This is a genomic window from Flavobacterium aquidurense (assembly GCF_031458035.1).
GTDB lineage: Bacteria > Bacteroidota > Bacteroidia > Flavobacteriales > Flavobacteriaceae > Flavobacterium > Flavobacterium aquidurense_C.
The window spans coordinates 169,971-186,327 of sequence record NZ_JAVDXR010000009.1 but is presented as its reverse complement, the minus strand read 5'-3'; the positions used below and the strand labels follow the sequence as shown (position 1 = coordinate 186,327).

The 16,357-nt window shown below is 36.5% G+C and carries 12 protein-coding genes; 6 read left to right on the top strand and 6 right to left on the bottom strand.

Annotated features, from left to right (window positions below):
• Positions 1-18: 18 nt before the first annotated feature.
• The 3 genes from J2X17_RS15160 to J2X17_RS15150 all read left to right on the top strand — a co-directional run bounded on the left by J2X17_RS15160 (position 19) and on the right by J2X17_RS15150 (position 9,049).
• Positions 19-6,036 carry a T9SS type B sorting domain-containing protein gene (locus J2X17_RS15160; RefSeq protein ID WP_310299743.1) on the top strand — a complete coding sequence of 2,006 codons (6,018 nt, stop codon included), beginning with the start codon at positions 19-21 and terminating at the stop codon, positions 6,034-6,036.
• A 160-nt stretch (positions 6,037-6,196) separates the two neighbouring features.
• On the top strand, positions 6,197-7,114 hold the full coding sequence (locus J2X17_RS15155) for a PorP/SprF family type IX secretion system membrane protein (protein ID WP_310299740.1): 918 nt from the start codon (positions 6,197-6,199) through the stop codon (positions 7,112-7,114).
• Between the two features lie 12 nt (positions 7,115-7,126).
• Positions 7,127-9,049 carry an OmpA family protein gene (locus J2X17_RS15150; RefSeq protein WP_310299738.1) on the top strand — a complete coding sequence of 641 codons (1,923 nt, stop codon included), beginning with the start codon at positions 7,127-7,129 and terminating at the stop codon, positions 9,047-9,049.
• 124 nt (positions 9,050-9,173) lie between these two features.
• Here the strand turns inward: J2X17_RS15150 and J2X17_RS15145 are convergent, their stop codons facing one another.
• The 6 genes from J2X17_RS15145 to pyrR all read right to left on the bottom strand — a co-directional run bounded on the left by J2X17_RS15145 (position 9,174) and on the right by pyrR (position 13,574).
• On the bottom strand, positions 9,174-9,680 hold the full coding sequence (locus tag J2X17_RS15145; protein WP_310299734.1) for a CAP domain-containing protein: 507 nt from the start codon (positions 9,678-9,680) through the stop codon (positions 9,174-9,176).
• A 173-nt stretch (positions 9,681-9,853) separates the two neighbouring features.
• The gene (gene pdxH / locus J2X17_RS15140) at positions 9,854-10,498 is read right to left on the bottom strand and encodes a pyridoxamine 5'-phosphate oxidase (RefSeq protein ID WP_310299731.1); all 645 of its coding nucleotides are present in this window, start codon (positions 10,496-10,498) and stop codon (positions 9,854-9,856) included.
• Positions 10,499-10,562: 64 nt separating this feature from the next.
• On the bottom strand, positions 10,563-11,468 hold the full coding sequence (locus J2X17_RS15135; protein WP_310299728.1) for a ribonuclease Z: 906 nt from the start codon (positions 11,466-11,468) through the stop codon (positions 10,563-10,565).
• Between the two features lie 91 nt (positions 11,469-11,559).
• Positions 11,560-11,892, bottom strand: a complete 333-nt coding sequence (locus tag J2X17_RS15130) for a ribonuclease Z (protein WP_310299725.1) — start codon at positions 11,890-11,892, stop codon at positions 11,560-11,562.
• A gap of 117 nt (positions 11,893-12,009) precedes the next feature.
• Complete coding sequence (locus tag J2X17_RS15125) at positions 12,010-12,936, bottom strand: aspartate carbamoyltransferase catalytic subunit (RefSeq protein ID WP_029273654.1); 927 nt, start codon at positions 12,934-12,936, stop codon at positions 12,010-12,012.
• A 98-nt stretch (positions 12,937-13,034) separates the two neighbouring features.
• Positions 13,035-13,574: a bifunctional pyr operon transcriptional regulator/uracil phosphoribosyltransferase PyrR gene (gene pyrR, locus J2X17_RS15120; RefSeq protein ID WP_310299722.1), complete on the bottom strand. Its 540-nt coding sequence runs from the start codon at positions 13,572-13,574 to the stop codon at positions 13,035-13,037.
• Between the two features lie 317 nt (positions 13,575-13,891).
• On the opposite strand from pyrR, the gene J2X17_RS15115 reads away from it, so the two are divergent.
• The 3 genes from J2X17_RS15115 to J2X17_RS15105 all read left to right on the top strand — a co-directional run bounded on the left by J2X17_RS15115 (position 13,892) and on the right by J2X17_RS15105 (position 16,218).
• Entirely contained in the window at positions 13,892-14,482 is a 591-nt protein-coding gene (locus tag J2X17_RS15115) for a hypothetical protein (RefSeq protein ID WP_310299718.1), read from the top strand.
• Positions 14,479-15,519 carry a DUF262 domain-containing protein gene (locus J2X17_RS15110; RefSeq protein WP_310299715.1) on the top strand — a complete coding sequence of 347 codons (1,041 nt, stop codon included), beginning with the start codon at positions 14,479-14,481 and terminating at the stop codon, positions 15,517-15,519. The genes J2X17_RS15115 and J2X17_RS15110 overlap by 4 nt, the downstream gene beginning before the upstream one ends.
• Before the next feature lie 105 nt (positions 15,520-15,624).
• Positions 15,625-16,218: a dihydrofolate reductase family protein gene (locus J2X17_RS15105; RefSeq protein ID WP_310299712.1), complete on the top strand. Its 594-nt coding sequence runs from the start codon at positions 15,625-15,627 to the stop codon at positions 16,216-16,218.
• Positions 16,219-16,357: the final 139 nt, after the last annotated feature.

The following is a 16,357-nucleotide window of genomic DNA, read 5'->3' as shown; positions in this document are numbered from 1 at the left end:
CAGCCAGCTGCGTTAAGCGTGACTCCGAGTCAAACTAATGCAAGCTGTAATGGCGGTGCAAATGGTACAGCAACTGTAGCGGTAACAGGCGGAACAGGAGCATATACATACTCATGGTCTCCTTCTGGCGGAACTGCAGCAACGGCTTCAGGTCTTGCAGCGGGAACTTACACGGTAACAATTAAAGACGCTAATCTTTGTCAAACAACGCAAAGTTTTACCATTACTCAGCCAGCTGCGTTAAGCGTGACTCCGAGTCAAACTAATGCAAGCTGTAATGGCGGTACAAATGGTACCGCAACTGTAGCTGTTACTGGTGGAACTGGAGCATATACTTACTCATGGTCTCCTTCTGGCGGAACTGCAGCAACGGCTTCAGGTCTTGCAGCGGGAACTTACATGGTAACAATTAAAGACGCTAATCTTTGTCAAACAACTCAAAGCTTTACCATTACTCAGCCAGCTGCGTTAAGCGTGACTCCGAGTCAAACTAATGCAAGCTGTAATGGCGGTTCAAATGGTACAGCAACTGTAGCGGTAACAGGCGGAACCGGAGCATATACATACTCATGGTCACCAACAGGAGGAACTGCAGCAACGGCTTCCGGTCTTGCAGCGGGAACTTATACGGTAACAATTAAAGATGCTAATCTTTGCCAAACAACGCAAAGCTTTACCATTACTCAGCCAGCTGCGTTAAGCGTGACTCCGAGCCAAACTAATGCAAGCTGTAATGGCGGTTCAAATGGTACGGCAACTGTTAATGTTACTGGCGGAACAGGAGCATATACATACTCCTGGTCTCCTTCTGGCGGAACTGCAGCAACGGCTTCCGGTCTTGCAGCGGGAACTTATACGGTAACAATTAAAGATGCTAATCTTTGTCAAACAACGCAAAGTTTTACCATTACTCAGCCAGCTGCGTTAAGCGTGACTCCGAGTCAAACTAATGCAAGCTGTAATGGCGGTGCAAATGGTACAGCAACTGTAGCTGTTACTGGTGGAACCGGAGCATATACATACTCATGGTCTCCTTCTGGCGGAACTGCAGCAACGGCTTCAGGTCTTGCAGCGGGAACTTATACGGTAACAATTAAAGATGCTAATCTTTGCCAAACAACTCAAAGTTTTACCATTACTCAGCCAGCTGCGTTAAGCGTAACTCCGAGCCAAACTAATGCAAGCTGTAATGGCAGTGCAAATGGCACAGCAACTGTAGCGGTAACAGGCGGAACCGGAGCATATACATACTCCTGGTCTCCTTCTGGCGGAACTGCAGCAACGGCTTCCGGTCTTGCAGCGGGAACTTATACGGTAACAATTAAAGATGCTAATCTTTGTCAAACAACGCAAAGTTTTACCATTACTCAGCCAGCTGCGTTAAGCGTGACTCCGAGTCAAACTAATGCAAGCTGTAATGGCGGTGCAAATGGTACAGCAACTGTAGCTGTTACTGGTGGAACCGGAGCATATACATACTCATGGTCTCCTTCTGGCGGAACTGCAGCAACGGCTTCAGGTCTTGCAGCGGGAACTTATACGGTAACAATTAAAGATGCTAATCTTTGCCAAACAACTCAAAGTTTTACCATTACTCAGCCAGCTGCGTTAAGCGTAACTCCGAGCCAAACTAATGCAAGCTGTAATGGCGGTACAAATGGTACCGCAACTGTAGCGGTAACAGGCGGAACTGGAGCATATACTTACTCATGGTCTCCTTCTGGCGGAACTGCAGCAACTGCTTCAGGTCTTGCAGCGGGAACTTACACGGTAACAATTAAAGACGCAAATCTTTGTCAAACAACGCAAAGCTTTACCATTACTCAGCCAGAAGCATTAACAGCAACAACATCACAAACCAATGTAGGTTGTGGAGGCGCTGCAACAGGATCGGCTTCAGTAGTGGTTTCTGGAGGAACTTCTTCTTACACTTATGTATGGTCACCTACTGGAGGAAATGCTGCAACTGCTAGCGGACTTATCGCAGGAAGTTATTCGGTATTAATTACAGATGCTAACGGTTGTACATTAACAAAACCAGTCACAATTCAAGATGGTGATGCTATAAAACCAATAGTTAATCCGTTACCGGAAACTACAACAATAAATTGTCCTGCTGAACCTGTTTTTGCACAGGCAACTGCAACAGATGACAATGGAACAATTGCTTCATTAACACATCAAGATGAAACTATTCCAGGTAATTGTGCTGGGTCAAAAACTGTAATAAGAACCTGGACAGCGACAGATGCGTGCGGAAATGTTTCGTTACCTGTTAGTCAAACAATTATTGTACAAGATGTTACAGCACCAACTTGGGAAACAGCAGCCAATTCTTTAGACAAAACTATAGAATGCAACAATACGGAAGCTTTGGCATCGGCGCAAGCCTTATTCCCTATTGCTTCTGATACTTGCGACAGTGATGTTACGGATGTTATAAAAATAAGCGGTGATTTTGTGGCTTCTGAAGGATGTTCAAAAACTGGAACTTATACAAATACATGGACTGTAAAAGATGATTGTGGAAATACTTCTGAGACTTTCACACAAGTAATTACAATTGAAGACACAGCAAAACCAACATTCTTAGAAGTTCCGCCAACTGACATTACAGTTTCATGTGATGCGGTTCCTGCGCCTGCTGAAATGGAAGCTTCTGATAATTGCAGTGTAGATTTACCAATTGTATATTCTGAAGTTAAAAGTGATATTCAAAATGAATGTAATACAAATTATACTTTAACTCGTACATGGACAACAAGTGATTGTGCGGGTAACGAAGTTTCATATACTCAGATTATAAAAGTACAAGACACTACGGCTCCAACAGGAACTGCTCCTGCTGATGTTGCTGACTTGCAAAGTATCACTGATATTCCAGCCGGAAGTCCAAGTGATATTACAGATGCAGCAGATAATTGCAGTACAAATATAAATATTACTGTTAGTGATTCTAATAATGACGGAAGTGGTTGTGAAGGAAGTCCATACATCCTTACCAGAACTTATACGTTGACAGATTGTGCTGGTAACGAAACCAAATTGGTACAAACGTTTACTGTAGAAAATAAAGTTTCTGTTTCAGGTGTTGCTTCAAATGTAACTTGTTTGGGAGCAAATGACGGATCAATCGTAGTAACAAATAGTCCCGGATCAACCGTAGTTATTACAAATGCAAATAATGAAGTGGTTGGAAATACTGATTTACCAGCTGGAACTTACACACTTACAGCGACATCTCCTGTAAATGGAGAAGGTCAAACTTGTACTGCAACAGCTACAGTAACGATAACTGAGCCTACTTATACAATAAAAATTTCTGGACAAATTATAAATGTAGATACTAATTCGCCAATTGCAAATGTTCCAGTAACATTGATTCCGCAAGGAACTACAACTGGACCAATTTTGTTCCGCTTAACCGGAGCAGACGGAATGTACAGTTTCACCGGAATGGCTGCAGGAAGTTATTTAGTTCAGGTTCAGGATGCTAATTTAAATAGTGCTTATCAATTATATCCGGTTGATTCTAGTTTATTCTTTACTACTCTGGAAGATTGTAAATTTCAGGTACATAACTTCGAATACGGAAAATCAAACCTTCCTGTTTTAGGAGACTATGTTTGGTATGATACTAATGGAAATGGAAAACAGGATGAATGGTATGATGCCAATAATGACGGTATTGTAACCAAAAATATTCCGGACACTAATGGCGCTATTGATTACAGCCTTTGGGAATGGATCGATTTTAATGGTGACGGAAGTTATACAGGTCCACAAAATGCCGGTGAGTTAAATGCTGGCGGTTTCGGAAATGCATTAAGCTCAAATGTTATTGTTGATGGTCCAAACGGATATCACGACGAAGTAATTGTGGGAATTCAGGGTTACTGGAGAAACAGACCAGAATCTCCAAATCCTTACGGACAATACACTGTTAAACTAGTTCATGATGCAAACTTTGATACTGCTGCAGCTGCTTTAGGCGCTACAGGTTTAGTAAAAGTGATTCCAACATTAGCAAGTAAAAAAACAACAGATAAAACGGCTAAAGCACAAATGCACACCGTTTGTAAAACGACTACCGAAGGTGGATACATAGTAAATGTAACTCCTGAAGATTTGGTTCATTTGGATATTGACTTTGGTGTAAACTGTAAACAACTAAGAGACATTGTTGCTAATGATGATACTGCCGGGCCAATTGCTGGTGTTAATCATACCACAACAAATGTATTGAATGTATTGCCAAACGATACCATTGAGGGTGTGGTTGTAACTCCGTCAGATGTGATTATCACTACAGTAACGCCAAATGAGTTTTTACAATTAAATCCTGATGGTTCTGTAGATGTGTTACCAAATGCTCCAGCAGGTACATTAACAATGATATACCAAATATGTGAAGCTGATGAAACTTCAAATTGTGATACTGCAACCGTGACTATTACAATTGAAGCTCCGGTAATGACCGTAACAGCAACACCAATTTGTATTAATGATGTTCCTTATGTTGATTATGTTGTAACGCCTGGAAACTTTACTCCGGTAAATGGTGTAACAATTGCATGGGCAGACAGCAATAATAATGTTATAACCACTATGAACAATCTTCCATTAAGCGGTAGAGTATTATGGCCAGGAGCCGTAGTAGATCAGGCTGGAAATGGTGTTGACTGGCCGGGATGGTTATTCCAAAATAATCAATGGATTCAAGGTGCTGATGGTTTCGAAAAATTACGCCCTACAGCGACTTTAACTATATCTCTTAATCCATCACAAACAATTGTGGTAAACTATCCACCGGCTGATCCTTATTGTACTGCCAGACCAACATTTGCAATTATAGCAAATGATGATACTGCCGGACCAATAAGCGGTAATACAGGTGGCACAAACGTAGTGAATGTTTACACGAATGACACATTAAATGGAAACTCTGTTAATCCGGCTGATGTAACACTTACAACTGTTACACCTGACCCTAAAGGAGCATTAACATTGAATCCTGACGGCTCTGTAAATGTGGCGCCTAACACACCTAGCGGAACTTATGTATTAACGTATCAAATATGTGAAAATGCTGATTTTGGTAACTGTGATACTGCGATAATAACAATAACTGTTGTCAATACTCCGCCACCTCCACCAGTAGTAAATGCTCAGGCAGATCTTTACAGTGTTGCTTGTAATGGCTACGGAAATGTTGGAAATGTTTTAAACAATGATACAATAGATGTTGGACCTGCATTATTAAGTTTGTTAAACTTTACTTTACTACCAAGCTCTACAGGTAATCCTGGAATTACAGTTGATGCATCAGGAAATGTAAACGTTGCAACTACAACTCCTCCAGGAACATATACTTATAATTATCAAATATGTCTTAAAAATTATCCAGACGTTTGTACAACAAGATCAGTTACAATAACTGTTCAGCCAAATATTACAAACCTTGCAAGTACAGCTTGTAATGATGATTCTACGCCTATTGATTTAATGAGTCTATTACCGGAAGGTGCTCCAAGAACTGGAACCTGGGTTGATACAAATGGCAGCAATGCTTTGCAGGGAAGCATTTTTAATCCGTTTGGTCTTGCGCTTGGAAATTATGTATTCGAATATAAAATAGCTGATCAAAGCTGTCCAAGAACTGTATTACTTGCAGTTACAGTAAACGATGATTGTAAAGTATTGGCATGTGGAAATGTGGTTGTGCATAACGCATTCTCTCCTAACGGCGACGGAATAAATGATGTGTTCACAATTGAAAGTATTGATGAGATTACATGTTACCCTGAAAACTCGGTTGAAATTTATAACCGTTGGGGAATATTAGTCTTTGAAACTTCTAATTACAACAATACAACCAATGCATTCGACGGAACTTCCAGAGGAAGAACGACTGTTAATAAAGCTGACGGCCTACCATCTGGAACATATTTTTACATTATTAATTATAAATCTTTAGATGGAAATAATGTATTACAATCTAATAAAAAGGATGGTTATCTATATCTGTCAAAATAAAGATAAGAATTGTGTAATTCGTTATAATAAATTATATCACAACGAATTACACAAAAATTAATAAAGAAATACTTATTTTTGAATAAGCGAATGTATTGGCTTTTATTTTAGGAGTCCCATTAATAAAAATCAATAGTAATAATTAAAATAAATATCTACTATGAGAACAAAATTATTTTCCTTCGTCATAATGTTTGTAACGATTGCAGGTTTTGCGCAGCAAGATTCTCAATTTACGCAATACATGTACAACACAATAAATATAAATCCTGCCTATGCGGGTTCTCGTGGGGCTTTAAGTGTTTTTGGTTTATACCGCACGCAATGGGTTGGACTGGATGGTGCTCCGGAGACTAGTAGTTTTTCAGTTAATACACCAATAAATAATAGTAATGTCGGAATTGGAGCTTCGCTGGTAAATGATAAAATCGGGCCAACAAATGAGAATAATATCTCTGTTGACATTTCATATACTGTACAAACTTCTGCCGATTTCAAACTATCTTTTGGTATAAAAGGAACGGCTAATATCTTCAATCTAGACACCAGCAAACTGGATCCGGAAGACGCAGGAGATCCCCAGTTTCAGAATCTGGACAATGAATTTTCTCCAAATGTAGGAGCGGGTGTATATTGGCATTCTGACAAAGCATACATTGGGTTTTCAGTACCTAATTTTATACAAACCAATCGATATGATGATAATGATGTAGCTATCTACAAAGATAAAATCAATTATTATTTAATGGCTGGTTACGTATTTAATCTGGATAAATACGAATACGTAAAATTCAAACCCGCCGTTCTTACCAAAATGGTAGAAGGTGCACCGCTTCAGGTAGATATATCAGCCAACTTTATGTTTATCGATAAATTTATGGTGGGTGTATCTTACAGATGGAGCGCTTCGTTGAGTGCAATGGTAGGTTTTCAGATCACAGACGGACTATATTTAGGATATGGTTATGATCGTGAAACCACGAACTTAAATAATTATAATACCGGATCGCATGAGATATTCCTTCGCTATGAATTCTTAAAAAACACCGGTAAAATGACAACCCCACGTTTCTTCTAAAAAATAATGATTATGAAAAATTGTATACTTCTTTGCCTAATAATTGTAAATGTTTTTTCATTTGGCAGTTATGCACAGCAATCAAAAATAGATTCTGGCGATAAAAAGTACGAAAACTATGCCTATATCGATGCTATAAAGACTTATGAAAAAGTAGCAAATAAAGGATATAAGTCTGAGGATATGTTTAAGAAACTAGGAAACGCCTACTACTTCAACTCAGATTTTGAAGGTGCTGCAAAATGGTATGGAGAGTTATTTGCCATGAATAACGCTGTTGAACCGGAGTATTATTACAGATACGCACAATCGCTAAAGTCTACTGGGCAAATTGATAAAGCAAATAGACTGCTCGGGGAATTTAATGCCAAAAACAAAACTGACAACAGAGCCAAGTTATATGAGGCCGATGTTAATTATCTGGATCAGATTAAAGCAAATTCAGGACGTTATAACATTGAAAATGCGGGTATCAATTCTAAATATTCAGACTACGGAACTTTTGTTCACGACAACAAAATATATTTTGCTTCTGCTCGTGATACCGGTAATTTCTCAAAACGCAAACACAAATGGACAGGCGAATATTTCACTAATTTGTATATCGCAGATGTTGATTCGTCAAAAGTTAAAAAGTTTAAAACCTCACTTAATAGCAAATTTCACGAGTCGTCACCAGTTGTGACCAAAGATGGAAATACAATATATTTTACAAGAAATAATTTTGCTGACGGAAAAAAAGGAAAAGATGAAGAAAAAGCTACTTTAATTAAAATATACAAAGCAACACTTAAAGATGGAAAATGGACAAATATAGTTCCGCTTCCTTTTACCAGCGACAATTACAGCACGGCTCATCCTGCACTTAGTCCTGACGAAAAAACATTATACTTTGCATCAGATATGCCTGGAACGTTAGGACAATCTGATATCTACAAAGTTAGTGTAAACGGTACCGATAGTTACGGACCTCCGGAAAATCTAGGAAAAAGTATAAATACCGAAGGGAAAGAAACATTTCCTTATGTAACTAACGAAAAGGAAATCTATTTTGCTTCAGACGGTCATCCCGGACTTGGAGGTTTGGATGTATTTGTTGGAAACCTTGAAGATAACGGAACGGTAAGCGGCATTCAGAATCTTGGCGCTGATGTCAATTCGCCAAAAGATGATTTCGCGTATGTAATTGATCCGGCTACCCGTGTAGGTTATTTTAGTTCTAATAAAGATGGCGGTCAGGGTTCTGATGATATATATAAGTTTTTAGAAACCAGAAGACTAAAATGTATTCAGGAGTTGAACGGTGTAATTACGGATGCTAAAACAGGCGCAATTCTGCCAGGAGCGACAGTTAGTCTATACGATAATCAGGTCGTGAAAAATACCACAACTGCAGATGCAGCCGGAAACTACGTTTTACCAGTTGAATGTGGCAAGACATATAATGTGAGAGCTGAAAAAGAAGATTATGAAACTAAAGAAGTTTCAATAACAATTGGAAGAGTAACTGGAAAAACAAGCTTGCCAATTGCATTAGACAGAGGCATTTGCCGAGTAACTGTTGGGGATGATTTAGGAGTTTGTTTTGGTATAAAAATGATTTATTTCGATTTAGACAAATCGAATATCCGATCAGAAGCGGCTATTGATTTAGAAAAAATATTAGCTGTATTAAATGACCATCCGACCATGAAACTTGATATCCGTTCGCATACAGATAGTCGTGCAACATTTAAATACAACGAAGCCTTATCTGACAGAAGAGCAAAATCTACTATTCAATGGCTGATTAAAAACGGTGTAGATAAGAGCCGATTAACCGGTAAAGGTTATGGCGAAACACAATTGGTAAACAAATGTGCGGATGGCGTAGAATGTACCGAAGCTGAACATCAGGAAAACAGACGCAGTGAATTTATTATTACTGCCTTATAATTAGTTAATTGAGATTTTCATACATTTAAAAGCTGTCTTTTTAGGCAGCTTTTTTTATAAAAAAAAATCGTTGTAACTCGGTGAGTTACAACGACAACTAAAAAAAACAACCAGTTCAATATTATTAAATCTTTGCGAATATATTCGTGTAATATTTTTTACCTGTTGCAGGATCTGTCGTTACTGATATTCCAAAATGAGTATAATCGCCTTCGATATTTGCTTTGTGTCCCGGACTATCCAACCAGGCCTTTAATGCAGCCTCAGAAGTTTTATAATTATAAGCTACGTTTTCACCAACTCTTTTTGCACTAAGTACATTTTCTATGTTAGCAGAGCGTAAAACAAAATCGTTATGATCTACAACATTATTTGTAATCATATAGTTATTATGTTCCTGACATTTATACGAAATATGGTTTATTCTTTCCAGAGCTTTTAAACCAATACTTGTGCGGTAATTGTTAATTAGCTGCATCGTTTCTAATTCTGAATCATTATAAGTATAATCCGTAATTAGTTGTTCTGATGAAGCAGGATTAGTATCACTTCCTTCGGCTGTGTCGGCAGAGCATGAGTTCATTGCAATAAATATTGCAATGAACAGCATGGTGTGCATAATCTTCTTCATAATCACTGTAGTTTACGCAGTTTAAAGTAAATGTTGGGGCAAATCCTTTAAATTTTTTATATTAAATAATCGTTTGTTTTTCTCATTTCAAACGTATTCAATTTATCGGTAAACTACAAAAATAATCGATGAACTACATGTTAATTTTATTATTACAGGTGTTTTTCTTACATCTATGACGATAATCGTTCTATTTTCCATGAAAAATCAGATTGACTTTGATAACGAATCCTGTCATGCAGTCTGTTAGGTCGTCCTTGCCAAAATTCTACTTCTAACGGAGTCACTAAAAATCCTCCCCAATTTTCCGGTCTCGGAATTGGTTTTCCTTCAAATGCTGCTTCCAGTTTTTTAAGGTTTTCTTCTAAAAAAGTTCTCGACGGAATCACTTCACTCTGGTTCGAAACAATAGCGCCTAATTTACTTCCGTCCGGGCGAGAATCGAAATAGCCATCAGATATGTTATCAGAAGTTTTTTGTGCAATTCCTTTAATGATGACCTGACGTTCCATTTCCTGCCAGAAAAACGACAGACAAACATGCGGATTCGCAGCTATTGCTTTTCCTTTTTCCGAATTATAATTGGTATAAAAAATAAATCCTTCTTCAGAGAATTTCTTTAATAAAACTACTCTCGATTTCGGGAAACCATCTAATCCGATCGTCGAAACTGTCATAGCGTTTACTTCTCCGCTTCCGCCAAAATCTTCCACCTCATGAAACCATCTGTTAAAAAGATTAATCGGATCTTCCGGAATATTACTTTCCAATAACTCACTTTTCTCGTAAGATTTTCTATAATTGCTTAAATCGTTCATGATTTATTATTTTAGATTGTTGATTTTAGATTTTAGATTTAACTCATAACTTCTAATTCATAACTCAAAACTCAAAAGAAACTCCGTCATCTGCCAAAAGGACATTTGGAAAAATGGTTTCAGCTTCGCTTTTAAAAGGTTCAATACCATCGTAACGGGTTGAATAATGTCCTAAAACCAATTGTTTTGCATTTGCTTTAAGAGCAATTCTCGCTGCTTCTTTTGCTGTTGAATGCAATGTTTTTTGTGCCAAAGGCGCTTCTGATTCTAAAAAGGTAGATTCATGATACAAAACATCTACATTTTCAATAATCGGGATTATACTTTCGGTGTAAACCGTATCAGAACAAAAGGCATAACTCATTGACGGAATTGGGTCGAAAGACAATTTCTCGTTTTCAATTACAGTTCCATCATCAAGAGTGATATTTCCACCGTTTTTTATTTTTTGATAATAAGCTGTATGAATATTGTATTGTTGAACAGCATCAACATTTAGTTTTCTTTCTCTTGCTTTTTCCTGAAACAAGAATCCGTTCGTATACACGCGATGTTTTAGCGGAATCGTTTTTACAATTACTTTGCTGTCTTCAAAAATAACTTCACTTTCCGCCGACTCTAATTCATGGAAAAACAAATTATACGTTGTCCAGGAATTCGATAATCTTAGCTGTAAAGTAATGATTTCCTTCACCCCTTTCGGACCGTAAATATGTAAATCGGTCGTTCTTCCTAAAAGTGCAAAAGTCGAAATAGTCCCGATCAATCCGTACAAATGATCTCCATGCAAATGCGAAATAAAAATGTGATTAATTTTTGAGAATTTAATCTTGTTCTTACGCAATTGAACCTGCGTTCCTTCGCCGCAATCAATCAAAAACAATCTGTTTTTAATCTCTAAAACCTGCGAAGTAGGATTTGTAAACGTTCTGGGAGTTGCGGCATAACAGCCAAGGATGGTTAATTTCATTTTAGATTTTAGATTGTTGATTTTAGATTGAGGAACTTAAAATTTTTAGATTTAGTGTAAAATCTAATATCTAAAATCTGAACTCTAAAATCTAAAATCCTAAGTCTCTTTCGATTTCTTCCATTTCGATAATATCGTGTGCTTCTAAAAGAGAAGGAACAACCAATAATTTATCAGAAATAGAGTTGAAATCAAGATCCGAAACTACAATTACAAATGACTTTTTTGATTTCTTTTGTTGTTTTGAAAGTGGTAAAAAAAGTTTCAAATCGCTTTCGGCTAAATTAGCATCAGCTGACAAATCAATTATAATGTTATGCTTTTCAAAGGTTTTAAACTGTTGCGTCACTTTCTCCAAAAAAGAATTAACATCTCCTTGTGTGTCTTTAATCGTAACGGTATGTCCTTTTTGATCTACTTTCATTTTACTAAGGTACGAAGTTTTTTAAATTTGTTTCAAGTTTCAGGTTTCAAGTTTCAAGTTTGCCAAGCTGAACGTACAACAACGTGAAACTTGAAACCTGAAACAAAAAAACTAAAATTACTGTATTTTAGAGGCTAAAAGATAAATAACTGCCATTCTGATTGCTACACCATTTTCTACCTGATTCAGGATTACAGAATGATCAGAATCTGCCACTTCAGAAGTTATCTCTACTCCCCTGTTGATTGGTCCCGGGTGCATGATAACAATCTCTTTTCCGAGTGAATCTAATAATGGTTTGTCTACTCCGTATTGCTGTGCGTATTCTCTCGTTGATGGGAAGAAGTTCACGTCCATACGTTCGTTTTGTACACGAAGCATATTGGCAACGTCGCACCATTCTAAGGCTTTTCGTAAATTCGGCTCGACCGTAACTCCAAGCGATTCAATGTATCTTGGAATTAATGTTTTTGGTCCGCAAACTTTTACTTCTGCGCCTTGCATCTGCAAAGCATATATGTTTGAAAGTGCTACACGTGAGTGCAGAATATCACCTACAATAACTACTTTTTTTCCGGCTACATCGCCTAGTTTTTCTCTGATTGAATAACTGTCTAATAAAGCCTGCGTTGGATGTTCGTGTGCGCCGTCTCCTGCGTTAACGATACTGGCTTTGACATTTTTAGATAAAAAATAAGCCGCTCCGGGATTGGAGTGGCGCATTACAACCATATCTACTTTCATCGAAAGGATATTGTTTACAGTATCAATAAGTGTTTCTCCTTTTTTAACCGAAGACTGAGCTGCAGAAAAACTAATTACATCTGCCGATAATCTTTTTTGGGCTAATTCGAACGAAAGTTTCGTTCTTGTACTGTTTTCGAAGAAAATGTTAGCAATGGTAATATCTCGTAATGAAGGAACTTTTTTAATCGGTCGGTTAATGACTTCTTTAAAATGATCTGCCGTTTCAAAAATTAGGTTAATATCATTCTCATTGATGTATTTAATTCCTAATAAGTGATTTACGCTTAATTCTTTCATTGTGTTTGTTTATTTGTTTATTTGTTTAATCGTTTAACTGTTATTTTCTAAACTTTTAAATCGATTAAACAATTAACCGATTTTAACGATTAAACATTTTAATTTGTTATCAGGTAAACGGCGTCTTCGCCTTCATTTTCTTTCCAGCTTACTTTTACCTTTTCATCATTAATGGCATCTACCTGACGGCCGCGATAATCGGGCTGAATTGGCAGGTTCCGGCTAAAACGTCTGTCGATTAACACTAACAATTCGATTTCTGACGGTCGCCCGAAAGACTGAATTGCGGTTAAGGCAGAACGAATGCTTCGTCCGGTAAACAAAACGTCATCGATAAAAATGACTTTTTTGTCTTCGACTATAAAATTGATCTGAGTTTTATTGGCTTCAAGCGGTTTATCAGTACGGCGAAAGTCATCTCTAAAAAAAGTGATGTCTAAATATCCTAAAGAAATTTCCGGAGTCTGATATTCGTTTTCTAGTATTTGTTTTAAACGTTCCGCTAAAAAAACGCCTCTTGGCTGAATTCCGACTAAAATAGTATCAGAGAAATCAAGATGTTTTTCGATTAACTGACAAGCCAAACGATGGAGTATGATAGTAACTTCTTTTGAATTAAGTAATACTTTTTGGCTCATAATTAAGTGTGATGTTTGGTTGGGCAAATATACGAAATCAGAATTTATTTGTTGGGGTGTTGGGGATAGAAATATTTCTTTTGAATTTAGCAGAGGAATCTTGATTTGGAATACGTTTATTTTCAATATTACATAATGCTTTTAGAAAATAAAATCTTACTCTTTATAAGTATATTTACTTTAAAAAATATACTTTAGCAAAGTAAGCTTTTTTTTTGCAATTATAGAGAATTGTTTTAATTAACAAGATAGATATTATTTCTTAAAACTATACAATCAAGAACCATAATTAAATGTAAATCATATTAACAAACTCTATGATAGAAGATTTTAAAGAGGAACTGTTATCAAACCCAACTTCATTTATTTGTTCAAAGTGGATATTGGATAGGGTTCCATTTATTTTCAATAACGATCGTATTGCGTATATAAAATGGAAAGAAGAACTTGCGTCTAAATTAGGTATAGATAGTAAAGCTATTTCACTAACTGGCAGTTCAAGTTGTGGTTTTAGTTTAAGTCCAACAAAGTTATTCCGAAATTTTAATAAGCATTCAGACATCGATATTGCCATTATTTCTGAATTACATTTTAATATAGCTTGGAGTGAATTACGTAATTTAGGATCAAAGCAATTAAGTTTGACTTCAAAGCAAAAAAACAGTTATCACGATCATAAAACTAGATTAATTTATTGGGGAACAATTGCTACGGATCAAATTTTGGAAATTCTTCCTTTTGGAGTATCTTGGTCATTAAATTTACTGGAAATGTCTAACTTAGCTCCTGCAAATGGGAGAACGATCAACATTAGACTTTACAAAGATTACGAAGCATTAAGAGCATATCAAGTAGCTAATTTAGATAAAATTAGAATTTCACTTTTGGAAAAAATACAAACATTATGATTAATTATTTAACTACAACAATTAGAAATGTCGCTTGGTTTAAGGGTGCCCTTGATCGTGGAGAGCTTGACATGAAACCTCCTTTCCAACGAAATCCTGTATGGGTTACAAGGCAAAAAAGTTATTTAATTGATACTATATTAAACAGTTATCCGATTCCTGAAATTTATATGCAAGAAACTGTAGATGAAAGCGGGAAAGCTAAATACATAATTGTTGATGGACAACAAAGATCAAGAGCCGTTCTGGAATATTTGGAAGGGAAATTTTGCATCGACGCCAAAGAAAGCCCAGCTTTTGCAGATCTTTATTTTAACAATCTATCTGCAGAACAAAAGAAAACATTTTATCAGTATAATTTTGTTATAAGACTTTTACCTGATGTTCCTGATGTTGAATTAAGAACAATTTTTCAAAGGCTTAATAAAAACGTTGTTTCTCTAAATAAACAAGAATTACGACAAGCAACTTATTGGGGACCATTTATCAAAACTATGAATCATATTTCTGATAGAGAATATTGGACAAAAATTGGATTATATACTCCCAATGATATACGCAGAATGTTAGACGTAGAATATATAAGTGAATTAGCAATATATGCTCTTCATGGAGTTCAAAACAAGAAAGATAATCTAGATAAATATTATGAATTGTATGAAGAAGAATTTGACAGAGAAAGAGAACTTAGCGAAAGTTTCGATACTGTTGTTGGAGAAATATTAAAGATTATTCCAGAAATATCTTATACAAGATGGAGCAAAAAATCTGATTTTTACACTCTTTTTGGCGTCTTTGTAAAACACAAAAAAAATCTACCATTATCAAAAGATAAAAGAGAGCTTGCAAAAAAACAATTGTTACAATTTGCAGAAGAAATTGATTATTTTGTAAAAACAGACAAAGGCGATCATCTCGTTGCTATTGACGAAGCAACAAAAGAGTACGGAAAAGGAATTAGAGCTACAACAGATCTTGGAAGTAGAAAAGTTAGAGAAACTGGTTTAGAAACAAAACTTGAAGGAATTTGGTCATAAGCGATATAATAAAACCTACAAACTAGGACCTTTAAAATATAAAGCCACAGCATAAGGAGACAATAACCATTTTTCTTATATTTAATAAACAAAAAACCAAACATCATGAGAAAAATAATCGTCATAACCATGATTACAATCGATGGCGTAATGCAGGCGCCTGGTGGTCCTGAAGAAGATACTTCGGGCGGTTTTAAATACGGAGGATGGGTGGCGCCTTTTGGAGATGAAGAATACGGCAATGTTATGCAGGAACAAATGAAACCTGCAGATATTCTTTTGGGCAGAAAAACATTTGATATTTTTGAAGATTATTGGCCCAAACATGCAGAAGGCTGGCCGGGAATTAATGAGGTTACCAAATACGTTTTGTCCTCCACCAGAAATAACTCTGATTGGGAAAATACCGAATTCCTTTCCACTGTAGAAGACATTAAAAAACTCAAAAATTCAGAAGGCGGAGACATTAAAGTTTGGGGCAGCGCAACACTAGTTCAGCTTTTGCTGCAACATGATTTAGTTGATGAACTTGGACTTTTAATTTATCCTGTAATTTTGGGTAGAGGCAAAAAATTATTTGATGATAGTTCGACTCCGTCAGGATTTACTTTAATAGAAAGTACAGTTACGCCTAAAGGTGTTATTTCTGTGAGTTATAAACGAGATGGAGATGTTAAAACAGGGACTATTGGCGAATAAAAATAGCGACAACACTAAGTCCCAGCGGGACACTATATTTATAGGAAAATATAAACCGGATTTATAAAAACCCCATCGGGGTGATATTTTTGGTATTTGATAAAAGACTGCATATCGCTCCTCCGGAGCTTTGTTTTTG